This is a genomic window from Paractinoplanes atraurantiacus (genome assembly GCF_900215205.1).
Classification (GTDB): domain Bacteria; phylum Actinomycetota; class Actinomycetes; order Mycobacteriales; family Micromonosporaceae; genus Actinoplanes; species Actinoplanes atraurantiacus.
This window is the reverse complement of the sequence record NZ_OBDY01000046.1, coordinates 28,767-51,314: the sequence shown is the minus strand read 5'-3', so window position 1 is coordinate 51,314 and position 22,548 is coordinate 28,767. Positions and strand designations below refer to the sequence as shown.

General features: G+C 70.1%; 19 protein-coding genes. 11 read left to right on the top strand and 8 right to left on the bottom strand.

Annotated features, from left to right (window positions below):
* The first annotated feature begins 371 nt into the window (after positions 1–371).
* From CRP55_RS48925 to CRP55_RS48900, 6 genes are all read left to right on the top strand, one after another.
* Positions 372–2,060, top strand: coding sequence for an ABC transporter substrate-binding protein (locus CRP55_RS48925; protein ID WP_097328966.1), 1,689 nt, complete (start codon positions 372–374; stop codon positions 2,058–2,060).
* 66 nt (positions 2,061–2,126) lie between these two features.
* Positions 2,127–3,161, top strand: coding sequence for an ABC transporter ATP-binding protein (locus tag CRP55_RS48920; RefSeq protein ID WP_097328965.1), 1,035 nt, complete (start codon positions 2,127–2,129; stop codon positions 3,159–3,161).
* Positions 3,158–4,138 carry an ABC transporter permease gene (locus CRP55_RS48915; RefSeq protein ID WP_097328964.1) on the top strand — a complete coding sequence of 327 codons (981 nt, stop codon included), beginning with the start codon at positions 3,158–3,160 and terminating at the stop codon, positions 4,136–4,138. The genes CRP55_RS48920 and CRP55_RS48915 overlap by 4 nt, the downstream gene beginning before the upstream one ends.
* A gap of 3 nt (positions 4,139–4,141) precedes the next feature.
* On the top strand, positions 4,142–5,158 hold the full coding sequence (locus CRP55_RS48910; protein WP_097328963.1) for an ABC transporter permease: 1,017 nt from the start codon (positions 4,142–4,144) through the stop codon (positions 5,156–5,158).
* Positions 5,155–6,159, top strand: a complete 1,005-nt coding sequence (locus tag CRP55_RS48905; RefSeq protein ID WP_097328962.1) for an ABC transporter ATP-binding protein — start codon at positions 5,155–5,157, stop codon at positions 6,157–6,159. Before CRP55_RS48910 ends, CRP55_RS48905 begins: the two co-directional genes overlap by 4 nt.
* On the top strand, positions 6,156–7,544 hold the full coding sequence (locus CRP55_RS48900) for a GH1 family beta-glucosidase (protein ID WP_097328961.1): 1,389 nt from the start codon (positions 6,156–6,158) through the stop codon (positions 7,542–7,544). The genes CRP55_RS48905 and CRP55_RS48900 overlap by 4 nt, the downstream gene beginning before the upstream one ends.
* Here CRP55_RS48900 and CRP55_RS48895 read toward each other — a convergent pair.
* The gene (locus CRP55_RS48895; protein ID WP_097328960.1) at positions 7,516–8,736 is read right to left on the bottom strand and encodes an ROK family protein; all 1,221 of its coding nucleotides are present in this window, start codon (positions 8,734–8,736) and stop codon (positions 7,516–7,518) included. The two genes, CRP55_RS48900 and CRP55_RS48895, sit on opposite strands and share 29 nt — an antisense overlap.
* Positions 8,737–8,809: 73 nt before the next feature.
* Here CRP55_RS48895 and CRP55_RS48890 point away from each other — a divergent pair, with 73 nt between their 5' ends.
* Positions 8,810–9,637: a class I SAM-dependent methyltransferase gene (locus tag CRP55_RS48890; protein WP_097328959.1), complete on the top strand. Its 828-nt coding sequence runs from the start codon at positions 8,810–8,812 to the stop codon at positions 9,635–9,637.
* 56 nt (positions 9,638–9,693) lie between these two features.
* On the top strand, positions 9,694–9,903 hold the full coding sequence (locus CRP55_RS48885) for a hypothetical protein (protein ID WP_097328958.1): 210 nt from the start codon (positions 9,694–9,696) through the stop codon (positions 9,901–9,903).
* Here the strand turns inward: CRP55_RS48885 and CRP55_RS48880 are convergent.
* From CRP55_RS48880 to CRP55_RS48865, 4 genes are all read right to left on the bottom strand, one after another.
* Positions 9,893–10,438 carry a hypothetical protein gene (locus CRP55_RS48880; RefSeq protein ID WP_097328957.1) on the bottom strand — a complete coding sequence of 182 codons (546 nt, stop codon included), beginning with the start codon at positions 10,436–10,438 and terminating at the stop codon, positions 9,893–9,895. The two genes, CRP55_RS48885 and CRP55_RS48880, sit on opposite strands and share 11 nt — an antisense overlap.
* A 58-nt stretch (positions 10,439–10,496) precedes the next feature.
* Positions 10,497–12,065, bottom strand: a complete 1,569-nt coding sequence (locus CRP55_RS54220) for a NucA/NucB deoxyribonuclease domain-containing protein (protein ID WP_218855168.1) — start codon at positions 12,063–12,065, stop codon at positions 10,497–10,499.
* A 184-nt stretch (positions 12,066–12,249) separates the two neighbouring features.
* Complete coding sequence (locus CRP55_RS48870; RefSeq protein ID WP_097328955.1) at positions 12,250–12,999, bottom strand: hypothetical protein; 750 nt, start codon at positions 12,997–12,999, stop codon at positions 12,250–12,252.
* A 118-nt stretch (positions 13,000–13,117) separates the two neighbouring features.
* Complete coding sequence (locus CRP55_RS48865) at positions 13,118–14,506, bottom strand: aminotransferase-like domain-containing protein (protein ID WP_097328954.1); 1,389 nt, start codon at positions 14,504–14,506, stop codon at positions 13,118–13,120.
* On the opposite strand from CRP55_RS48865, the gene CRP55_RS48860 reads away from it, so the two are divergent.
* The gene (locus CRP55_RS48860) at positions 14,505–15,452 is read left to right on the top strand and encodes a DMT family transporter (RefSeq protein ID WP_097328953.1); all 948 of its coding nucleotides are present in this window, start codon (positions 14,505–14,507) and stop codon (positions 15,450–15,452) included. The genes CRP55_RS48865 and CRP55_RS48860 overlap by 2 nt on opposite strands.
* Positions 15,453–15,607: 155 nt before the next feature.
* Here the strand turns inward: CRP55_RS48860 and CRP55_RS48855 are convergent, their stop codons facing one another.
* Positions 15,608–16,864 (bottom strand): ROK family transcriptional regulator, encoded by a 1,257-nt coding sequence (locus tag CRP55_RS48855; protein ID WP_097328952.1) that lies wholly within the window; start codon positions 16,862–16,864, stop codon positions 15,608–15,610.
* Positions 16,865–17,025: 161 nt separating this feature from the next.
* On the opposite strand from CRP55_RS48855, the gene CRP55_RS48850 reads away from it, so the two are divergent.
* Positions 17,026–17,412 carry a hypothetical protein gene (locus CRP55_RS48850; RefSeq protein ID WP_097328951.1) on the top strand — a complete coding sequence of 129 codons (387 nt, stop codon included), beginning with the start codon at positions 17,026–17,028 and terminating at the stop codon, positions 17,410–17,412.
* Positions 17,413–17,516: 104 nt separating this feature from the next.
* Positions 17,517–17,864 carry a DUF2203 domain-containing protein gene (locus CRP55_RS48845; RefSeq protein ID WP_097328971.1) on the top strand — a complete coding sequence of 116 codons (348 nt, stop codon included), beginning with the start codon at positions 17,517–17,519 and terminating at the stop codon, positions 17,862–17,864.
* On the opposite strand, the gene CRP55_RS48840 is transcribed toward CRP55_RS48845, so the two are convergent.
* Both CRP55_RS48840 and CRP55_RS48835 read right to left on the bottom strand, forming a co-directional pair.
* On the bottom strand, positions 17,861–20,380 hold the full coding sequence (locus CRP55_RS48840) for a DNA topoisomerase IV subunit A (RefSeq protein ID WP_097328950.1): 2,520 nt from the start codon (positions 20,378–20,380) through the stop codon (positions 17,861–17,863). The genes CRP55_RS48845 and CRP55_RS48840 overlap by 4 nt on opposite strands.
* Before the next feature lie 14 nt (positions 20,381–20,394).
* Positions 20,395–22,446 carry a DNA gyrase/topoisomerase IV subunit B gene (locus CRP55_RS48835; protein ID WP_097328949.1) on the bottom strand — a complete coding sequence of 684 codons (2,052 nt, stop codon included), beginning with the start codon at positions 22,444–22,446 and terminating at the stop codon, positions 20,395–20,397.
* Positions 22,447–22,548 lie beyond the last annotated feature (102 nt).

Below are 22,548 nucleotides of genomic sequence, written 5' to 3'. Positions count from 1 at the left end.
CCCGCTCCTCCACCACCCTCTAAAAGCCTTCCCCCATAACGAAAAACGCCGGCCCGTGGGCCGGCGGTAGGCCCCTGCGCCCCTCGCACCGACGACGCCTGCCCCAGGCCGGCGCCGCGATGCCGCACGCCCTCCCCCGCCCGACCGCCCGCTTCAAACCCACCGCCCCAACCGCGCCACCGCCCCAACCGCGCCACCGCCCCAACCGCGCCACCGCTCCAAGCACCACCCGCCGCGCCGCCCCACCGCGCGCCGCCCCACCGCGCACCGCCCCACCGCGCACCGCCCCACCGCGCACCGCCCCACCGCGCACCGCCCCAAACGCCATCGCTTGATAACGGATAAAACGCGATTTATCGAGGAGATTCGTGATGCAGAGAAGGAAACTGTTCGCGGTCGCCCTGGCGAGCGCACTCGCCACGGGCGGGCTCGCCGCATGCGGCGACTCGCCGAACGCGAACAACGCCGACAGCGCGAACAAGTCGTCGGTCGACTTCCTCAAGATCGGCATGCCGAACGGCACGCAGACCGAGAACCACAACCCGTTCGCCGGCACCTCCTCGGCCAACGCCCTCGGCTACAAGTGGATGATCTACGAGCCGCTGACCCAGTGGAACCCGGTCAAGCCGGCCGACCCGGCCACTCCGTGGCTGGCCAGCTCCGTCAAGTGGGCCGACGACTACAAGTCGGTCGACATCACCGTCCGTGACGGCGCCACCTGGTCCGACGGGCAGAAGCTGACCGCCGACGACATCGTCTACACGTACACGCTGATCAAGGGCAACGACGCGCTCAACCAGTACGCCGTGCCGTACGACCAGATCACCGCGAACGGCAACGTCGTCAAGCTGACCTTCAAGTCGTCGCAGTTCGTCAACCAGAACAAGATCCTGGCCAACACCCCGATCGTGCCCAAGCACGTCTGGGAGAAGATCTCCGACCCGGCCACGGACGTCAACAAGAACCCGATCGGCTCCGGCCCGTACACCCTGAAGTCCTTCACCCAGGCCGGCGTCACGCTCAGCGTCCGCGACTCCGGTTACTGGCAGGACCTGCCCAAGGTCAAGGAGCTGCGGTACGTCTCGTACGCCGACAACAGCGCCCAGGCGACCGCGCTGGCCAACGGCGAGTCGGAGTGGAGCTTCGTCTTCATCCCCAACGCGCAGCAGACCTTCGTGGCCAAGGACCCGGCGCACCACAAGCTGTGGGCCCCGGGCGTGCTCGGCATCCACGGCCTGTACATCAACACCACGGTCAAGCCGTTCGACGACCCGAAGCTGCGCCAGGCCATGAACATGGTCATCAACCGGACGGACATCTTCAACCAGGCCGAGGCCGGCTACTTCCACCCGGAGATCAAGAGCGTGACCGGCCTGCCGCCGGGCGCCGGTGACGCGTACATCGCCCCGGAGTACAAGGGCAAGGAGTTCTCGGTCGACGTCGAGGGCGCCAAGACCCTGCTGCAGGGCGCGGGTTACAAGCTCAACGGCAAGACGCTGAGCGACCCGAGCGGCAAGCCCGTGAAGATCAAGCTCAGCGACCCGGCGCCGTGGTCGGACTACCAGACCACGTTGGAGATCATCAAGAGCAACTTCGCCGAGATCGGCATCGAGGCCACGGTCGAGAAGCCGAACCAGGACGTGTGGGACGCCAACGTGCAGAAGGGCGCCTTCGAGGCCTCGATGCGCTGGACCAACGGTGGCGCCACCCCGTACGACATCTACCAGACCGTCATGGACGGCGCGCTCAAGAAGCCGATCGGCACCGCCGCCCAGCAGGGCAACTTCGGCCGCTTCGAGAGCCCGGAGGCCACGGCCGCGCTGAAGGCGTACGCCAACGCGACCAGCGACGCCGAGCGCACCAAGCAGATGAACACGATTCAGAAGATCTTCGTGGAGCAGGCACCGATGCTGCCGGTCGGCGCCGACAACGTGGGCGCGGCCTACAGCGACAAGAACTGGACCGGCTGGCCGACCGACGCCGACCCGTACTCGGGCGCGCAGCCGACCCAGCCGTACGCCCTGCAGATCGTCCTCAAGCTCAAGCCCGCCAACTCCTGATGTGAACTTGCCGCTCCCCGCACCGTCCGCGGGGAGCGGCACCCACATGTCTACAAAGGAACTGCGATGACGTCGACCAAGGCGCCTTCCGGTGAGGTGGTGCTTGAGGCGGTAGGCCTGACCAAGCACTTTCCCGTCCGCCGGCGACTACGCCAGATCTTCCGCAAAGAGCACGAAGCGGTTCACGCCGTCGACGATGTGAACCTCACCCTCCGCCGCGGCCAGGTGGTCGCTCTCGTCGGCGAGTCCGGCTCGGGCAAATCCACGGTGGCCCGCCTGCTCGCCCAGCTCTACCCACGCACGGACGGCGACATCCGGCTCCACGGCGTGAGCACCCGGGTCAAGGGCGGCCGGCCCTTCCGCGAGTACGCGGCCCGCGTCCAGATGATCTTCCAGGACCCGTTCGCGTCACTGAACCCCGTACACACCATCAGGTATCACCTGACCCGGGCGCTGAAGATCCACGGAAACGCCGAGAACCTCGACGCCGCGCTGCACGATCTGTTGACCAGGGTCAGCCTGACCCCGCCCGAGCGCTATCTGGACAAGTTCCCGCACGAGCTCTCCGGCGGCCAGCGGCAGCGGGTGGCGATCGCCCGCGCGCTCGGCGCCCGCCCGGAGGCCCTGCTGGCCGACGAGCCGGTGTCCATGTTGGACGTCTCGATCCGCCTCGGTGTGCTGAACCTGTTGCGGGACCTCAAGGAACGCCTGAACCTGGCCATCCTTTACATCACGCATGACATCGCCTCGGCCCGCTACTTCGCCGACCAGACCCTCGTCATGTACGCGGGCCGGATGGTCGAGGGCGGGGACAGCGAGACCGTGACGCAGACGCCGGCCCACCCGTACACCAAGCTCCTGATCGACTCCGCTCCCGACCCGGACCGGCTGATCGCCGACATCGACCCGCTGGAGGAGGACCGGGGCAACGGCGAGCCGCCGAGCCTGATCCGGCCGCCGTCGGGGTGCCGCTTCCACCCACGCTGCCCGTCCGCGATGCCGCGCTGCTCGACCGACCTGCCGGTGCCTCTCCAGATCGGTGACACGCCCGGTCACTGGGCCGCGTGCTGGCTCTACGACTCGCCGGAGGTCGCGTCATGAGGTACTTCCTCCAGCGCATCGCGTTCTATCTGTTCACGGCCTGGGCCGCGATCACCCTGAACTTCTTCATCCCGCGCCTGGTGCCGGGTGACCCCGTACAGTCGCTGATCGCCAAATATCGCGGCCAGCTCAGCAGCGACGCCATCCAGTCGCTGTACGTGCTCTTCGGCCTCGACAAGCAGGAAAGCCTGTGGCAGCAGTACCTCGACTACTGGAAGCAGATCTTCCAGGGTGACCTGGGCCTGTCCTTCACCTTCTTCCCGGCGCCGGTCTCGCAGGTCATCTCGCAGGCCCTGCCGTGGACGGTGATGCTGGTCGGCATCACCACGATCATCAGCTTCATGCTCGGCACCGGCCTGGGCGTGCTGGCCGGCTGGCGGCGCGGCTCGTGGGCCGACGGCCTGCTGCCGGTCACCACCTTCTTCTCGTCGGTGCCGTACTTCTGGCTCGGCATCATCGCGATCTACCTGCTGGCCGGGCCGGACAGCTTCTTCCCGTCCTCCGGCGGCTTCGACTCGGGCCTGGTGCCGGCCTGGGACCAGTACTTCATCCCGAGCGCCATCCAGCACAGCCTGCTGCCCGCGCTGACCATCCTGATCTCGTCGGTCAGCGGCTGGATCCTGAGCATGCGCAACATGATGGTGACGGTGGCGTCGGAGGACTACATCACCGTCGCGCACGCCAAGGGCCTGTCCGAGCGCCGGGTCGCGGTCAGCTACGCCGCCCGCAACGCGTTGCTGCCCAACGTCTCCGGGTTCGCGCTGTCGCTCGGCTTCATCGTCGGCGGCACGCTCCTCGTGGAGATCGTGTTCTCGTACCCCGGCCTGGGTTTCACGCTCCTGCAGGCGCTGGGCGCCAAGGACTACCCGCTCATGCAGGGCATCTTCCTCGTCATCACCATCTCGGTGCTGGTCGCCAACCTGCTGGCCGACGTGGCCTATCTGCTCCTCGACCCGCGCACCCGCAAGGAGGGCTGAGCGATGACGATCCCCACCTCGAGCATCGAGCAGGTGATCCCTGGGCAGGGCTCGATGGCCCAGCCGGAGGAGGCGCACCCGAGCAAGCGCAAGCGGCAGCGGTTCACCTTCATCCGCAACAAGAAGGCGGCCGTCGGCCTGACCATCTTCGGCCTGTACGTCCTCTTCGCGATCATCGGGCCGTGGATCGCGCCGTACGACCCGAGCGCCCGCGGCAATGACCTGGTGCAGCCGCCCTCGGCCGACCACTGGCTCGGCACCACCCACCTGGGCCAGGACGTGTTCAGCCAGATCCTGGTCGGCACCCGCAGCGTCATGTACGTCGGCCTGCTGGCCGGCACGATCGCGACCGTCCTGTCGATCCTGATCGGAGTGACCGCCGGCTATCTGGGCGGCAAGACCGACGACGTGCTCTCCGCGTTCGCCAACGTGATCCTGGTGATCCCGGCCGTCCCGCTGATGATCATCATCACGTCGATCCTGAACAACGCCAGCGACACCCTGATCGCGCTGGTCATCGGCCTCACCTCGTGGTCGTGGAACGCCCGGGTGCTGCGCGCGCAGACCCTCTCGCTGGGCCGGCGCGACTACGTCGAGGCGTCGCGGGCCACCGGCGAGAAGACCTGGCGGATCATCGGCTTCGAGCTGCTGCCCAACCTGACCGCGGTGATCGCCTCCGGCTTCGTTGGCACCGTCATCTTCGCCGTGCTCTCGGAGATCACCCTGGCCTTCATCGGCATCGTGTCCAACAACGGCTGGAACTGGGGCACGATCCTGTTCTGGGCCCAGGGCCAGCAGGCGCTCGCGCAGAACGCCTGGTGGTGGTTCGTGCCGGCCGGTCTCGCGATCGCCTTCCTGGGCACCGCGCTCTCGCTGATCAACTTCGGTATCGACGAGTTCGTCAGCCCGCGCCTGCGCAGCGCGGGCAAGACCAAGGTCAAGACCGCTTCCGGCCGGACCGTACGGATGCGGATCGGTTTCACCCCTGTTCTTTCGTCGAAAGGCGGCGAGCCCTCGTGAGTCAGCCTGTGCTCGAGATTCGCAATCTGAACGTCGATTACGGCCTGGGTGACAAAGCAGTTCACGCCGTACGCGACGTCAGCCTCACCCTGCACCGCGGTGAGGTGCTCGGCCTGGCCGGCGAGAGCGGCTCCGGCAAGTCGACGCTGGCCTACGGCCTGACCCGGCTGCTGCCCCCGCCCGGCGTCATCACCGGTGGCCAGGTCATTTATCACCCCGAGGGCGGTCAGCCGTACGACGTCCTGGCGCTCACCGACCGCAAGCTGCGGCAGTTCCGGTGGGCCGAGACGGCGATCGTCTTCCAGGGCGCGATGAACTCGCTCAACCCCGTACACAAGATCTCGACCCAGCTCACCGACGTGCTCCGGGCCCACGAGCCCAAGATGAGCGAGCACACCCGCGGCGCCCGGGCCCGCGAGATGCTCAAGCTGGTCGGCATCTCGCCCGACCGGATGGACGCTTATCCGCATCAGCTCTCCGGCGGCATGCGCCAGCGCGTCATGATCGGCATGGCGCTGATCCTGCAACCGCAGGTGGTCATCATGGACGAGCCGACCACCGCGCTCGACGTGGTGATGCAGCGGCAGATCCTGGGCCAGCTGATCGAGCTGCGCGAGCGGCTCGGCTTCTCGGTCATCTTCATCACGCACGACCTGTCGCTGCTGGTGGAGTTCTCCAACCGGATCGCCATCATGTACGGCGGACGGATCGTCGAGGAGGCGCCGGCGGCGACCATCTACCGGGACGCTCTGCATCCGTACAGCGCCGGGCTTCTCGCCTCTTTCCCGGCCCTGCGCGGCCCGAAGCGTGAGCTGGCCGGCATCCCCGGCTCCCCACCGGATCTGGCCGGCATGCCGAGCGGATGTTCGTTCCACCCCCGCTGCCCCAAGGCGTTCGACCCGTGCCCGACGACCATCCCTGTGCTCGGGCCGCCCGCGGACCTGAACTCCGCCGGCCGTTCCGTCGCCTGCTGGCTCCACCCCGCTTTGGAGATCTCTTGAATCCCGTGACTCAACTGGCGCCTCTGATCACCGGCCTGCCGCCGTCCTTCACCTGGGGCGTGGCCACGGCCTCGTACCAGATCGAGGGCGCGGTGGCCGAGGACGGGCGCACGCCGTCCATCTGGGACACGTTCAGCCGGACGCCGGGCGCCGTGCACAACGGCGACACCGGCGACGTGGCCTGCGACCACTACCACCGGATGCCGCAGGACGTGGCGCTGATCAAGAGCCTGGGCATGGACAGCTACCGGTTCTCGGTGGCGTGGCCGCGGGTGCAGCCGGGCGGGCGCGGCCCGGTCAACCCGGCCGGTCTGGCCTTCTACGACCGGCTGGTCGACGAGCTGCTGGCCAACGGCATCGACCCGTGGGTGACGCTCTACCACTGGGACCTGCCGCAGGAGCTGGAGGACGCCGGCGGGTGGCCGAACCGGGACACCGCCTACCGGTTCGCCGACTACGCGGCGATCGTCTTCGACAAGCTGAAGGACCGGGTCGGCACGTTCACCACGCTGAACGAGCCGTGGTGCTCGGCCTGGCTCGGCTACAACGTGGGCGTGCACGCGCCGGGGCGCCGCGACTTCGACGCGTCCCTCGCCGCCACGCACCACCTGCTGCTCGGGCACGGGCTCGCGCTGAAGGCGATGCCGTCGGACTCTCACAAGTTCGGCATCACCCTCAACATGGGCACGGCCGATCCGCTGTCCTCCTCGGACCTCGACCACGAGGCGGCCCGGCGCGCCGACGGGATGGGACTGCGGCTCTACCTCGACCCGCTGCGGCACGGCACGTACCCGGCCGACGTCGTGGCCGATCTGGCCGCGCGCGGCTCGGCCCTGCCCGTCCAGGACGGCGACTTGGAGATCATCTCGCAGCCGTTCGACGTGCTCGGGGTCAATTTCTACTTCGGCCAGGACTTCGCCGGTACGGACGACAGCGGGAACGTGGTCGACGCGGCCGGCCAGCCGGTCGTCCGGGCGGTGTTCCCGGACACGCCCCGCACGGCCATGGGCTGGCCGATCACGCCCGAACGCTTCACCTCGCTGCTCACCCGGCTCGCCCGCGACTATCCTGGGCTGCCCATGGTGATCACCGAGAACGGCGCCGCCTTCGACGACGTCGCCGACAAGACCGGATTCGTCGCCGACGACGACCGTACGGCCTATCTGTCGTCACACATCGCGGCCGTGGCCGCAGCCCGCGACCAGGGCGCCGACATCCGCGGCTACTTCGCCTGGTCGCTGCTCGACAACTTCGAGTGGGCCGAGGGCTACGCGAAACGCTTCGGCATCGTCCGGGTCGACTACGAGACCCAGCAACGGATCCCGAAGCAGAGCGCCCTCTGGCTGCGCGACAGCATCAGCGCCTTGCGCGCTGCCTCGGCGTAAAGGCCAGGACCGGCTCGGCCGGTGGCTCGGGCAGGCCGCCGTCGGCGAGCAGCCGGGCCACCGGCAGGGTGGCCGCGCCCATCGCCACGGCATCGGGGCCCAGCTGGCACACGTCGATGCTGGTCGCCGCGTACGGGCGGCGCAGCGCGTGCCGGGCCGCGGCCCGCCGGATCTCGGGCAGGAAGCGGGCGGCGAACGCCGTGCCGGTCTCGCCGCCGACGACGATGCGCTCCGGGCTGAACAGGTTGATCAGGTCGGCGATGCCGGCTCCCAGATAGCCCGCGGTCTGCACGAACACCTCGATCGCGGCCGGGTCCTCCGCGGCCAGCATCCGGGGCAGCAGCTCCGGCGCCGGCTCGACTCCGAGGGCCGCGGCCAGCCGGGCGCCGATCCGGTCGGCTCCGATGTACGCCTCGAGGCAGCCCCGGGCGCCGCAGCGGCACTCGTCGCCGTCGTAGATCAGCGTGGTGTGCCCCCACTCGCCGGCGTTGCTGTTCGCGCCCCGGTAGGAGCGCCCGTCCATGACGACGGCCGCACCCACCCCCGTACCGATCATGATGATGACCGCGTGCCGCGCCCCCCGGCCGGCGCCGAACCACATCTCGGCCTGGCCGTGGGTCTTGGCGCCGTTCTCCACGAAGACCGGCACTCCGGTGCCGGCCCGCAGCATCGCGCCCAGCGGCACCGCGTCCCAGCCGGTCGACTGCGAGTCGACCACCCCGTCGTCCACCTCGACCACGCCGGGCACGCCCACCCCGAAGCCGAGCACGTCCTTCGCCTCGACACCGGCCTCCTCGACGACCCGGGCCAGGCCCTCGAGCAGCTTCGCGGCGACCTGCCCGGGGTCGTCGTCGTGCTCGAGGGTGGCCGCGGCCAGCCGCGACATCGACAGGTCGTAGAGCTCCACCAGCACCCGGGTCTCGGCCACGTCGGCGCCCACCACGTACCGGAAGCCGGGCCGCACCCGCAGCAGCACCCGGGGCCGGCCGCCGTCGGAGCCGACCAGGCCGGCCTCCTCGACCAGGCCTTCCTCGATCATCTCGCCGATCAGGTTGCTCACGCTGGCCTGGCTCAGCGCCGTGCTGGCGGCGAGCTGCTGGCGGCTCTGCATGCCGCCGCGGAACAGGTCGGTCAGCAGACTGGCCCGGTTCGCCCGGCGCACGTCCCGGACGGTCGTCCGCCTGGTCTCCATGAGATGACATTCAACGCCATCACCGCGCGAAAAGGTAAGGCGCGGGTCGCCGGTGACCGCATATCGTGCCCGAGTGACCGACTATCGCGACGTGAACCGGGCCAACTGGGACGATCGGGCCGCCGCCCACGCGGCCTCCCCCGGCTACTCCGTCTCCCACTTCGCCGGCGACCCGGCCTTCCTGAGCCACACCATCCGCTTCGACCGGCCGCTGCTCGGCGACGTGTCCGGGCTGCGCGGCGTCCATCTGCAATGCCACATCGGCACCGACACGGTCTCGCTCTCACGGCTGGGCGCCACGATGACCGGCGTCGACTTCTCGCCGAAGTCGCTGGCGGAGGCCCGGCGCATCGCGGAGCTCGCCGGCGCCGATGTTCGCTTTGTCGAGTCGGACGTGTACGAGGCGGTGTCCGCGGCCGGCGACGGTTACGACTTCGTCTACACCGGAGTGGGCGCGCTGTGCTGGCTGCCCGACATCCGCCGCTGGGCCCGCACGGTCGCCGCCCTGCTGCGCCCCGGCGGCCGCCTGTTCATCCGCGAGGGACATCCGGTGCTCTGGGCGCTCGACTACGAGCGCGACGACGACCTGCTCGTGCTGGCCGAGCCCTATTTCGAGACGGCCGAACCGCAGGTCTACGACGAGCCCGGGACGTACGTCGAGACGGACATCGCCTTCGCCAACAACGTCACCCACGAGTGGAACCACGGTCTGGGCGAGATCGTGACGGCCCTGCTCGAGGCCGGCATGACCATCACCGGCCTGGTCGAGCACACCAGCGTTCCGTGGCACGCCCTGGAGCGCACGATGGTGGACATCGGCGACGGTGAGTACCAGTTGCGTGACAAGCCGAACCGGCTGCCACACACGTACACCCTCCAAGCAGTCCGCACTGTCGTTTAGAGATCAAAGCCTTCGGGGTACGTCGCCGGTCATCCCCACGAACTCAGGAGGCTCCGATGCGCTTCGGAACGATAGGCGGGCTGATCGTCATCCTCTGGCTCGTTCTGGGCGGCGTCGCCGCCTACGAGCGCGGCTACTTCAAGGACACCGGCGACACGAGCTGCGCCGAGTTCGGCACGATCGTCGTCACCGTGGTGGCCGGGCCGCTCAACTGGATGGGCGTCAACCCGAAGATCAAGTGCGACGTCCCGGAACCTAGTAAGTAGGCCCCTTCGTCAATCCCCCGAGCCACGGATCGTCGAGCGCACCGGCGTCGAGCCCGACGCCGGTGATCGCTTCCAGGGCGAGCACCGCGCACTGGCTCGGCGTCCCCGACGTCTCGTCCAGCCCTTCGGTCCAGCGCTCGTCGAAGCTTCCCCACGAGCTCAGGCTGACCGCGCTCATCCCACCGATCACGTCGCCGTCCTCGGCCACCAGCAGCTCGATCTTGTTGGGGTCGCGGTAGATCGTGCAGGCCCGCCCGGCCTCGGACAGCTCGCCGAGCATCTCCGCGCCGGCCCCGATCCAGCCGATGGTGCCCTCGACCTCCAGAACCAGAGACCCCTCGCCCTTCTCCTTGGCCAGGAGCATCACCTCGGGCAGCCGTTGCGGGATGCGGCGGCTGGCCACGGTCAGGCCGTCCGGCACCTCGGACACCCGCGCCACGCCCATCATGTCGAGCGTCAGCGCCGGGGCCAGCACCGTCACCGTGACGCACCAGCCCTCACCGAGACGCTGGGTCAGGTCGAGGGGTACGGCCATGGAGGTCCTCCCACCGCTGTGCCGGCCGGGCTCGAAGGCCCGGCCGGCACACACCGGATCATTCGATGTTGACGTAGAACTCGTCGTTCGTGATGTCGGGCGCCGGCAGCTCCGCGTCCCACGCGAGGATACGGTCGTCGGTGTACCAGGCCCGCAGGATGCCACCGGCGACGCTGTTGTCCCGCTGGGGCACCGCCCGCACGGAGAAGTCCCAGTCCGGGTGGGCCGCGCCCTCCAGGGTAGAGCCGAACGGGTACTCGTCGCACTGCTCGACCGAGGTGTCCGGCGGTGTCGGCAGGCCGGTGTCGAGGTAGAGGTCCTTCTGCGTGCCGCGCTTGTAGCAGGCGCCTTCCTTGTGGTCCTCGTTGTCCTTGGTCTGTCCCGGGTGGAGCTCGGCGGTGATCCGGTGCAGGCCCGGCGCGTCGGCCACGCCCGGCTGGTACTTGCCCGGGATCCGCTTGTCACGCGGCGGTGGCACGTCCTCCGGCACCAGCTTGGGCCAGGTGTCGTTGGGCCGGTCCTGGGCCGTGGCGATGTGCAGCGCCACCGAGCCGTGATCGGTGCCGACCTGATAGTTCAGGTGCGGGATCACCTCGGCGAAGACGCACGCCTCGGGATATTGGGTGGTGCCGTGCGCCAGGTACGTCGCCGAGTCGCACCGCACGCGCCGGGACGCGCTGTGGCCGGGGTCGGAGACGCCGTACCCCAAGGCCTGGAATTCGAGATAGAACTGGTTGTACGAGATGACGTCGCGGCCCACACCGGAACGGGCGAAGTTGTAGACGTCCCAGTAGAACCAGTCGGTGTTGTTGTCCCAGGTGACGAACGGCAGGACGACCGGGCCGCGGGTGGCGTTGCAGACCTCGAAGTCCTCCACGCAGTTCATGATGAACGACAGCGGCAGGTACGGCGCGATGAAGACCTGCTCCCAGCCGATCCGCCAGTCGTAGTCGACCGAGTCCTCCTGGATCCGGGCGAACGTCCGGATCCGGCGGGCGTGGTCGTCGCCCTGCCCGACCAGCTCGTACGTGAACTCGGTCTCGCCCATCTTGATCCGGAAGCCCTGGACGACCCGGTAGAAGTTGACCTGCGTCTCGAACCGCTTGCAGTAGACGAAGCGGTTGAGGACGTGCCCGAACTCGTTCTCGGCGTCCGAGGTCATGCACTGGTCGAGCGCGCCCTGATCGGGCTGGTCCCCGATGGCCGGGGCGACATTGGTGACCGGCCCGGTGGCTCCGGTTCGGACGGGCGGCGCGGCTTTGACCGGGCTCGGGTGCTGAGCGCCCATCTGCCGCGACTGCCGGCTGGCGGTCTCCAGGCTGACCGGCTTGCGGTGTTCCGTCTCGGCCGCGATGCTCGCGGGCCGGACGGCCGCCTGCGCGGGCGCGCCGGGCGTCTTCAGCAGGCCGGCCTCGCGCTTCTTGCCCTCGGCGACGAGCGCCTGGTACTCCGCGTCGCTGATCGTGACGTCGATCGAGCCCGACTCCCCGTCCGCCGGCTGCTCGGCGGCTGGTACGGGCGTGGGCGCGGCGGCCGCCGGGCCACTCACGCCGACCGCCCCGGTGACGGCCAGCGCCCCGATCATCAGCCCCGCGGTCCAGCCGCGTGCTCTCCATCGTCTTGCCACTGTGCTCTCCCCCGCTCATCCGACATTGACGAATCGATCGCCGTGCGGGACAGGGGAAAGCCGACTCTGCACAACGCGGAGCAGGGCCGATGAACGAGATGCGCAGTCCCCCGTGACCGCACCATATCGATCGACGCCAATAGGCAACCATCGCGGGGAATCGAAGTCAATGAATGGGATGTGTCTATTCGTGAGGCAGCAGGTAACGCCAGGTCACGCTGACCACGCGGTCGTCGGGCAGCCGGTACGAGCGCCAGTCCCACACGTCCTTGCGGGGCAGCGCCCGCAGCACGGCCCGGGCCTGGCGCCCACGCACGTCCCGATTGCTCCACCAGGCGTCCTTGGGAAACAAGGGCGGCGTGACACCGGCCGGCCACGGCTTCGTCTCGGCCGCCGGACCGCCGCCGGCCAGCACCGCGACCAGCCGGACGGCATCCGGCTGATGGAGGGCACCGCGCCGGCGAACCCGGGCCCGGCAGGCCATGAGGTCGTCGTAGAGGCCGTAGGTCGCGGCGGCGTAGCCGTGGTGCTCGCGGTAGGCGGTGAACGCGTACGCGTCCAGCCGCAGCGTCCGCCCCCGCCACCGGGCCTCAAAGTGGCTGGTCGGCGCGTCCGCGATCTGCGGGTCGCCCGGCCCGAGAAGCAGCTTGCCGTTGGCCGGCTCACGCAGCACCCGCACCGAGTGCCGCAGCAGGGCATCGGTCTCACCGGACCGCAGCCGCAGCCGCCGCTCAGCGTCGACGATCGCCGTACCGCCGGAATAGACGACCAGCTGCGGCGGCCGGATCTGGTCGTAGCCGGCAGGCACGAAGCCGCCACCCTCGGAGTAGAGAACAACCGGTTCGTCGCCGTACGCGGCCTCGGCCACCCCACCCGGAACCAGCACACCAGCGGCGATCACGGCCGCCCCGGCCAGCAGTTGCCTGCGCTCCATTGCCTTCCCCCGTCAGCTAGCTACCTCCCCCGATAAACGCACATATCGGACAGCAGCAACGGCCCACTCCCCGGTTTCGAACCAAACGGCGCCCACCCCTGCCCATCCGGCCGACCGTTCAGAGCATGGTGAGGGACAGGCGGCGTATGGCCTCGTCCATCTGGTCGGCGGGGGCGGCGGCGTAGGTCAGGCGCAGATACGGGCCTGGGGGTTCCGCCGCGTACCACGGGCGGCCCGGGAAGACGGTCACTCCGGAGGCGGCAGCCGCTGTTGTCGTGGCGATGTCGTCGGCGCCGTCGGGGAGGGCCACCCACAAGTGCAGGCCGCCGCGCGGCACGGTCGACGGCACCATGCTGGGCAAGTGACGGTGGAGCGCGGTCAGCAACGCGGACCGTCGCGCGGCGAGAGCGGTTCGCAAGGCGCGCAGATGCCGGGCCCACGACGGCGCGGTGACGAGCTCCAAAGTGGCCTGTTGCAGCGGGCCGGCCACGAAGAAGTCGTCCAGCAGACGGGCCGCTCGTAGGCGAGCACCGGCCGGGCCGCGCGCGCCGATCGCGGCCACGCGCAGGCCGGGAGCGGCCGACTTGGTCAGCGAGCGCACGTAGACCACATGGCCGTCCGGGTCGTCGGCCGCCAGCGGACGCGGCGGCTCGCCGTCGATGGTCAGGTCGCGGGCGTAGTCGTCCTCGATCAGGAACGCTCCGGCGTCGCGGACGGCCGCGGTGACCGCCGCGCGGCGGTCGGCCGACAGGGTCGCGCCGGTCGGGTTCGCGTACAGCGGCTGGCAATAGAAAAGCCGCGCTCCGGTGCGGGCGAATGCGGCGGCGAGGTGCTCCGGTCGTACACCTGAAGGGTCGGCGGGAACCGGAACCACCCGCAGACCGCAAGCGCGGGCAGCGGCCAGAGCCCCGAGATAGGTCGGCGACTCGACCAGCACGGTGTCGCCGGGCGAGGCCAGCGCGCGGAAGGCGGTCGACAGCGCGGCCTGACCGCCCGGGCAGATCACCATGTCGGCCGCGCGCAGGCCGCCACCGGCCTGACGGGCGAACCAGTCGCGCAGGTCCTCGCGCCCCTCGGCCGGCCCACGCTGCCAGCTCGCGGGCTGCCGCGCCGCGCGGGCCAGCGCCGCACCGAGCGCCGCCGCCGGCTGCAGATCGGCGTCGAGATAACCACCGGTCAACGGAATCGCCCCCGTCGGCGGTAACGCCAGTAACGCCTGCATCTCGCTCTCGCCGGCCGGCCGTGGCCCGAGCGCCACGGTCTGCCAGGACAGATCGGGCGGTGTTTCCGTCGTGGGCCGCGGAGCCACGAACGTGCCCCGCCCCGATCGGGTCTCGACCAGGCCCTCCGCCACCAGGCGCCGAATCGCCTCGGCCACCGTTACCGGTGACGCCTGATGCCGGGCGGTCAGCTCACGCACCGACGGCAGCCGCGCACCCGCCTCCATGCTCCGCACCCGCCCACGCAGATCTTGGATAACACGATCGGCTGCGTTACCGTCATTCATGAAAGAGAAGAGTAGCGCTACTGCGCCCGGTTCGATAACGGCGGGCTTCGCGCTGGGCGCGCTGGGCGTGCTGGCCTTCAGCCTGTCACTGCCCATGACACGGGTCGCCGTGCAGCAGATCGATCCGTGGCTCGTCGCCTTCGGCCGCGCCGTGGGCGCCGCCGCCCTCGCCGGCGCCTACCTGCTCGCGACGCGGGCCCCGCGGCCGGCCCGCGACCAGTGGCGCCGGCTGTCGATCGTGGCGCTCGGCGTGGTCGTGGGCTTCCCGCTGTTCACCTCGCTGGCCCTGACGACACAGACCTCGGCTCACGGCGCCGTCGTCATCACCGTGCTGCCGGCGATGACGGCCGTCTTCGCCGTCCTGCGCGCCGGCGAGCGCCCGCCCTTGGCGTTCTGGGCCGCAAGCTCGGCCGGCCTGCTGGCCGTGGTCGCCTTCCTGGTCACCACGGGTGCCGTCAGCGGCGCCCTCAACCCCGCCGACCTGTTCCTGCTGGCCGCCGTCATCCTCTGCGGCCTGGGCTACGCCGAGGGCGGCGCGCTGGCCCGCAGCCTGGGCGGTGCCCGGACGATCTGCTGGGCGTTGCTGCTCTCCCTGCCGGTCACCGTCCCGGTCACGATCGTCGCCGCGGCCGCCGCTCCCCCACACGCCGACTTCGGCGCCTGGTCCGCGTTCGCCTATCTGACCGCCGTCTCGATGTTCCTGGGTTTCTTCGCCTGGTACGCGGGGCTGGCCCGAGGCGGCATAGCCCGGGTGGGCCAGATCCAGTTGGCCCAGCCGGTCCTCACCCTGGCCTGGTCCGCCCTGCTGCTGGGCGAATCGGTGAGCCCGGCTTCGATAGCCGCCGCCGCGATAGTCCTGGCCTGTGTCTTCTTGACCCAGCGAACCCGGACCCGCCCCACCACAACCCCGTCCCGGGAACCGGTCGGAGCCACCTCACACTCGTGACCCACCGGCTTTGACCACCGGGTGCGATCAGAACCGGCCCACGACCTCGTCCATCCGACACACCGGCCGCCCAGCGCACTGCTACATCCGCTCGGCCGCGGTAGTCAGGGCCGGCTCGCCACCGGGGCCACCGGCGAGCCGGCCAGTCGGAACGGTCAGCGCCGGATCCCTGCGGTGAGCCGGGGCGTCCGGCTCGGGCTCAGCGGATCGTTCAACAGCGCCGCGAAGCCGAGGTCGGCCGCGCCGATCAGGGTGGCGTCGCCGGCCAGCTCGGAGACTCGCAGCTTCGCGCGTTCCCGGGAGACCGGCATGGCGTGCCGCGCGATCCGGGCCGACACCTGGGGTGCCGCGGCCCCGTACACGTCACGCAGCATTCCCCCGAAGATGACCACGGCCGGGTTGAACAGGTTGATCAGGTTGGCGACCCCGATGCCCAGCCAGTCACCGATCTCGGCCACAGCGGCCGCCGCGTCCCGGTCACCGCCGGCCGCGTCCCGAACCACGGCCCGCACCGCCTCCCACCCGATCTCGGCGCCCGCCTGACCCACCGCGTCCCGGCCGAGGCCGGCGTTCCGCTCGGGGTCGGTGCCCGCGCGGCCGGCCGCGGCCAGTAACGCGTACTCACCGGTCTCGGCCTCCAAGCAACCTCGTGAACCGCACAGGCAAGGGCGGCCGTCGGTGGGGTTGACCAGCATGTGGCCCACTTCGCAGCCGTAACCGGCGTCGCCTCCCAGGAGCTTGCCGCCGACCAGGATGCCGCCGCCCACGCCGACGTCGCCGTGCAGGTAGACCAAGTCGGGTGAGCCCCGGCCGGCGCCGCGCTCGAACTCGGCCAGCGCGCCCAGATGCGCCTCGTTGCCGACGGCCACCGGCAGCCCGAGTCCCAGAGCCCGGGCCAGCTCGGCCCCGAACGCCTGGTCCACCCAGCCCATCTCCGGGCCGTAGCGGACCATGCCGTCGCCGGGCCGGATCATTCCGCAGTACGCCGCGCCCAGCCCCGCACACATCGAACCGGCCGGCACGGCGGCGATCAGCTCCCGGCCCATCCCGGCCAGCTGCCGGACCACCGTCTCCAGATCGGCGCCGGCCCGCGACCGGGCCGCCGAGCGCCGGTCCAGGATCTGCCCGCCCAGTCCGACCCGGGCCGCCGTCAGCCGGTCGACCGCGACGTCGAAGGCGATCACGAAGACTCGCTCCGACTCGGGCCGCACCACGAGCGACGGCCGCCCGGCCCGCGTCACGCCGGTCGGCGGCTCCTCACGAACCAGACCGGCCGCGACCAGCTCGGAGGTCAGCGCCAGCACCGTGCTGCGGTTGACGCCCATCCGCTCACCCAGCTCGGCACGCGACAGCGGCCCGCTCACATGCACGTGGTGCAGCAGGGTCCCGAGGCTCGACCGGTGACTATGCATTCCACCGGCCAACCTACCGCCCGGTCCGCATCGGTCGCCCGCCCATGCAGAGTCTGTGGTGGCATCGGTGGGAAGACCTCCGACCGGCAGATGTCTCACCCGCCCGCAGACCCGGAGCGCTGTCGATCGGAGGGCCGGCGTCGTGCGATTTCGATCTGGAAGTGGTGGGTGACGCGGCCGCCGTTCTGACGCTGGTGATCGACACGCTGGAGGCGGCCGGCGCTCCGAAGGGGTCGAAAGCGCGGCTCGACGATGCCGAGCCGGTGATCTTCGGGGTGACCGAGGGCCTCGGCGTCTATCTGAACGGCACCGATCTGCCCGCCGAGGTCTACGAGTCGAACGACATCAACGATCTCGTGGATGCCGTGATCGCGGTGACCGGCGGCGAGGGCGATCTCCAGTCCTATTGGGAGGGCCCGACGGAGACGGCCCTTTATCTGTACGGCGGTTCGGCCGCCCGCATGACCGACCTGCTGGCCGATCTGCCCGAGCGCTTCCCGCTGGCCCAGCGGTGGCGACTGGTCCCACTTCCACAACGTCTGCCGTGACAGCCACGCCGTCGAACGGGCCAGAGCGGCGCCGCGCGCACTGAGAAGCGGCGCGGCGGGCGCGGTGACGGAGCGGCCCGTGTCGATAAGACATGCTTGTCGCCATGGGCCTGTTCACCTTGGCCGAGGCGCGCGCGGAGCTTGACCGCCTGCGGCCCGTCCTCGACGAGATTGTCATTCTGCGCGCCGACGCCGCTGAGGTGGGCGCCGTCGTCAACGCCGGCGGGAAAGGCCTGCCGGAGTGGAAGGCGGCCACCGCCCGCCTCGACGACCTGATGACCGAGATTCAGCAGACCGGGGCCGTGCTCAAGAGCCTGGCCCCGCTGCTGGTCGATTTCCCGTCCGACCTCGACGGCGTGCCGGTCGACCTGTGCTGGCTGGAGGGCGAAACCGAGATCGCCTGGTACCACCGCGGTGATCTCGGTTTCGCCGCCCGGCGAAAAATCCCTTAGCCGCGCTCGATCAGGTGGCCGATGATCTGCGGCCCCATCAGGACCGCCTCGCCCGAGCCGTCGCGGCGCGCGTCGGGCTCCGGCAGCTCGATCGGGTCGCCGGTCTTGCTGGCGCCGACCGGCCGCGGGCCGACCCAGGCCACGGTCAGGCTCGTCTCGCCCTTGAGGAAACGCTGCACCCGCACGCCGCCGGTCGCGCGGCCCTTGCCCGGGTACGACGCGAACGGGCTGACCTTGACCTGTGTGCCGGTCGAGGTGACGACCATCGGCTCGCCGTGGGCGTCGTCGCTGGTCGACACCGCGTTGAAGCCGATCACCTCGGCCCCCGACGACAGCGAGATGCCGGCCATGCCGCCGCCCTTGAGGCCCTGCGGCCGTACGTTCTTGGCCTGGAATTTCAGCAGTGACGCGTCGGACGTGACGAACGTCAGCCACACGGCCGGGTCGGTGATCCAGGTGGCCTGGAGGATCTCGTCGCCCTCCTTGAGGGTCATCACCTCGAACTCGTCGGAGCGCACCGGCCACTCGGGGGCGGCCACCTTGACCACGCCCTGCCGGGTGCCCATCGCGATGCCGATGCCCTCGCCGAGCAGGGGCGCCATGCCGACGACCCGTTCGCCCTTCTCCAGCGGCACCAACTCGGACGCCGACACGCCGCCTCGCAGGGAGACCGTGCCGATCTGCTCGGGCAGCACCGGCAGCGGCAGCACGTCGGTCTTGAAGGCCCGGCCCTTACTGGTGATCAGCAGGATGCGCCCGCGTGCGGTCGAGTGCACCACCGCCCGTACGGCGTCGTGCTTGACCCGGCCCGAACGACGCCGCCCCTCGGTGGCCTCCTCGCTCTCGGCCGCGGTCCGCGCGATCAGCCCGGTGGCCGACAGGATCACCTGGCACGGGTCGTCGGCGACCTCGAGCGGACCGGCCGGCACCGACGCGGCCAGTACCTCTTTGAGGTCACCGCCGATCAGCGTGGTGCGCCGGGGCGCGCCGAACGCGCTCGTCACCTCGGCCAGCTCGTCGGAGACGACCTGCTTGAGCACGTCTTCGTTGTCGAGGATGCGGGACAGCTCGGCGATCTCGGCCCGCAGCTTCTCCTGCTCGGTCTCGAGCTCGATGCGGTCGAAGCGGGTGAGCCGCCGCAGCGGGGTGTCCAGGATGTACGTCGCCTGGATGTCGGAGAGCGAGAACTCGCTCATCAGCGACGCCTTGGCCGCGGCCGCGTCGTCGCTGCCCCGGATGATGGCGACCACCCGGTCGATGTCGATCAGGGCGATGAGCAGGCCGTCGACCAGGTGCAGCCGGTCCTGGCGCTTGGTGCGCCGATAGGTCGTGCGGCGGGTGACCACGTCGTAGCGGTGCTGCACGAAGACCTCGAGCAGCGCCTTGAGGCCCAGTGTCTGGGGCTGGCCGTCGACCAGCACCAGGTTGTTGATGCCGAACGACGTCTCCAGCGGCGTCAGCCGGTAGAGATCGGCCAGCAGGGCCTGCGGGTTGACGCCGACCTTGCACTCGATGACCAGCCGGGTGCCGTGCTCGCGGTCGGTGAGGTCCTTGACGTCGGCGATGCCCTGCAGCCTGGCCGCCTGGCGCTGGCCGCGCTTGGGACCGGAGGTGATCATCTTGCCCTTCACCTCGTCGGTGATGGCCTCGATGATCTTCTCGGTGCCGACGCCGTACGGCAGCTCGGTGACCGTGATGGCCTGCCGCCCCCGGCCGCCCTCGAGCAGGCCGGTCTGAGCCTTGGCCCGCATGCGCACCACGCCGCGGCCCGTCTCGTACGCCCGGCGCACCTCGTCGAGGCCGAGCAGCTGGCCGCCGGTGGGCAGGTCGGGCCCGGGCACGAAGCGCATCAGCTCGTCGAGGTCGGCGTCCGGATGGGTGATCAGGTGACGGGCGGCACCGACGACCTCGCCCAGGTTGTGCGGGATCATGTTGGTGGCCATGCCGACCGCGATGCCGGACGTGCCGTTGACCAGCAGGTTGGGGAACGCGGCGGGCAGCACCTTGGGCTCGACGTCGCTGCCGTCGTACGTCGGCTTGAAGTCGACAGTGCCCTCGCCGATCTCCCCGACCAGCAGCATGGCCTCGCGCGACATGCGGGCCTCGGTGTACCGCGAGGCCGCGGGGCCGTCGTCGGGCGAGCCGAAGTTGCCGTGCCCGTCGATCAGCGGCGCGTTGAGCGAGAAGTCCTGGGCCAGGCGGACCAGCGCGTCGTAGATCGCGACATCGCCGTGCGGGTGGTACTTACCCATGACGTCACCGACCACGCGGGCCGACTTGACGTACCCCCGGTCGGGCCGGTGGCCCTGCTCGGACATCGACCAGAGAATTCTGCGGTGTACGGGCTTGAGGCCGTCCCGCGCGTCCGGCAGCGCCCGCGAGTGGATGACCGAGTACGCGTACTCCAGGTAGGAGTCCTCGACCTCGGTCGTGAGCGGGTTGTCGATGACGCGGGCGCCGGCCTGGTCGAACGCGGACAGGTCGACGCGGTTATCGGTGTTCTTACGGCGTGCCATGAAACAGCGACCTCTCAGGCGTCAATCGTCTCTTGGTCGATGCGGCCCGCCGCCTCGATCAGCCAGTTCTTGCGGGGCTCGACCCGCTCACCCATCAGCAGCTCGAGGGTGGCCTCGGCCCGCTCGGCGTCGTCGAGCGTGATGCGCCGGACGGTGCGGGTGGCCGGGTTCATCGTGGTGTCCCACAGCTCGTCGGCGTCCATCTCGCCGAGGCCCTTGAACCGGCTGACCGGCTTGTGCACCGACCCGCCGCCGCGCTCGATGCGGGCCACCGTCGTGTCCATCTCCTGCTGCGTGTACGTGAAGATGGTCTCGGAGTTGCGCCCCTTGGTGACCACCTTGTGCAGCGGGGGCATCGCGGCGAAGAGCCGGCCCTGCTCGATCACCGGGCGCATGTATTTCGCGAACAGGGTGATCAGCAGCGTCCGGATGTGCGAGCCGTCGACGTCGGCGTCCGCCATGATCATGACCCGGCCGTACCGCATCGCGCTCATCTCGAAGGTGCGCCCCGAGCCGGCACCCAGCACCTGCACGATGGCCGAGCACTCGGCGTTGTCGAGCACCTGCTGCAGCGAGGCCTTCTGCACGTTCAGGATCTTGCCGCGGATGGGCAGCAGCGCCTGGTATTCCGAGCTGCGGGCCATCCGGGCCGTGCCGAGCGCGCTGTCACCCTCGACGATGTAGAGCTCGCTGCGGGCGATGCCGGTGGCCCGGCAGTCGACCAGCTTGGGCGGCATGGACGCGCCCTCGAGCGCGGTCTTGCGGCGGGCCGCGTCCTTCTGCTGCTTCTGCGTCAGCCGGACCCGGGCCGCGTCGACGATCTTCTGCAGGACCGTACGGGCCTCGGCCTTGGTCTTGCGGTCCTCGATCCAGCTCTTGAGGTGGGCCTCGACCAGGCCCTGGAGCACGCGGGTGACGCCGGCCGTGGACAGCTCGTCCTTGGTCTGCGAGGTGAACTGCGGCTCGGGCACTCGCACGTGGATGACCGCCGTCATGCCCTCGAGGATGTCGTCGAGGACCGGCACCTCCTCCTTGGGCTTGAGCAGCCCGCGGGTGTTGCGGATGGCCTCGCCCAGGGCCCGTACGAGAGCTCGCTCGAAGCCCTTGCGATGAGTGCCGCCGTGCACGTTGCGGATCGTGTTGGTGAAGCTCTCGACCGTACGGTCGTAGCCCGTGCCCCAGCGGAAGGCGATCTCCACCTCGGCCCGGCGGACGACGTTGGACTGCATGACGCCGTTGGCGTCGGCCGCGTTCTCCTTGTACGTGCCCTCGCCGTTGACCAGGAGCATGCCCGAGACCGGCTTGTCGCCCGCGTGGGTGAGGAACTCGACCATGTCGGTGAGCCCGCGCGGAAAGTGGAACGTCTCGGTCGTGGGCTCCTCGCCCGTCTCGTCGCGCAACGTGTACATCACGCCGGGAACGAGGAACGCCGTGTTGCGCAGCTTGGCCCGGACGACATCGGCGTCGAGCTTGGCCCCGGCCTCGAAGTAGCGGGCGTCGTACCAGTACCGGGTGGTCGTGCCGCTGGGCTCGCCGCGTTTCATCCGCCGGACGATGCGCAGGCCCGACTCGGGGTGGAACTTGGCCTGCGGGCCGGGGCCGTCGAACGAGCCGGGCACGCCGCGCTGGAACGAGATCTCGTGGACCTTGCCGTCGCGCTTGACCTGCACGTCGTAGCGCAGTGAGAGCGCGTTGACCGCGGACGCGCCGACGCCGTGCAGGCCGCCGGAGGTCTTGTAGCCGGCGCCGCCGAACTTGCCGCCGGCGTGCAGCCGGGTCAGCACCAGCTCGACGCCGTTGAGCCCGGACTTGGCGTTGACGTCGGTCGGGATGCCCCGGCCGTCGTCCTCGACCTGCACCGAGCCGTCGGCGTAGAGCGTGACGGCCACTTTGGTGGCATGGCCGGCCACGCCCTCGTCCGTGCAGTTGTCGATGATCTCGTTGGCGAGGTGGTTGACGCCCCGGCTGTCGGTGGAGCCGATGTACATGCCCGGTCGCTTCCGGACGGCGTCAAGCCCCTCCAGGTGCGTGAGGTCATCGGCCCCGTACAGGATCTCCGCGGTCACGAGGTGGCACTCCCGATCGGCCTTGGTGGGTGGTCAGGTCGCGGCGAGCCTACCGGGAGCCTCCGACACTTCCCGCCAACCGAGCCGGTACCGGCCCACCGA

What these genes read in the sequence shown, in the direction of transcription:
- CRP55_RS48925 (WP_097328966.1), top strand. Translation starts at nt 372, where the DNA reads ATGCAGAGAAGGAAACTGTTCGCGGTCGCCCTGGCGAGCGCACTCGCC.
- CRP55_RS48920 (WP_097328965.1), top strand. Translation starts at nt 2,127, where the DNA reads ATGACGTCGACCAAGGCGCCTTCCGGTGAGGTGGTGCTTGAGGCGGTA.
- CRP55_RS48915 (WP_097328964.1), top strand. Translation starts at nt 3,158, where the DNA reads ATGAGGTACTTCCTCCAGCGCATCGCGTTCTATCTGTTCACGGCCTGG.
- CRP55_RS48910 (WP_097328963.1), top strand. Translation starts at nt 4,142, where the DNA reads ATGACGATCCCCACCTCGAGCATCGAGCAGGTGATCCCTGGGCAGGGC.
- CRP55_RS48895 (WP_097328960.1), bottom strand. Translation starts at nt 8,736, where the DNA reads ATGGAGACCAGGCGGACGACCGTCCGGGACGTGCGCCGGGCGAACCGG.
- CRP55_RS48885 (WP_097328958.1), top strand. Translation starts at nt 9,694, where the DNA reads ATGCGCTTCGGAACGATAGGCGGGCTGATCGTCATCCTCTGGCTCGTT.
- CRP55_RS48880 (WP_097328957.1), bottom strand. Translation starts at nt 10,438, where the DNA reads ATGGCCGTACCCCTCGACCTGACCCAGCGTCTCGGTGAGGGCTGGTGC.
- CRP55_RS48870 (WP_097328955.1), bottom strand. Translation starts at nt 12,999, where the DNA reads ATGGAGCGCAGGCAACTGCTGGCCGGGGCGGCCGTGATCGCCGCTGGT.
- CRP55_RS48860 (WP_097328953.1), top strand. Translation starts at nt 14,505, where the DNA reads ATGAAAGAGAAGAGTAGCGCTACTGCGCCCGGTTCGATAACGGCGGGC.
- CRP55_RS48865 (WP_097328954.1), bottom strand. Translation starts at nt 14,506, where the DNA reads ATGAATGACGGTAACGCAGCCGATCGTGTTATCCAAGATCTGCGTGGG.
- CRP55_RS48855 (WP_097328952.1), bottom strand. Translation starts at nt 16,864, where the DNA reads ATGCATAGTCACCGGTCGAGCCTCGGGACCCTGCTGCACCACGTGCAT.
- CRP55_RS48845 (WP_097328971.1), top strand. Translation starts at nt 17,517, where the DNA reads ATGGGCCTGTTCACCTTGGCCGAGGCGCGCGCGGAGCTTGACCGCCTG.
- CRP55_RS48840 (WP_097328950.1), bottom strand. Translation starts at nt 20,380, where the DNA reads ATGGCACGCCGTAAGAACACCGATAACCGCGTCGACCTGTCCGCGTTC.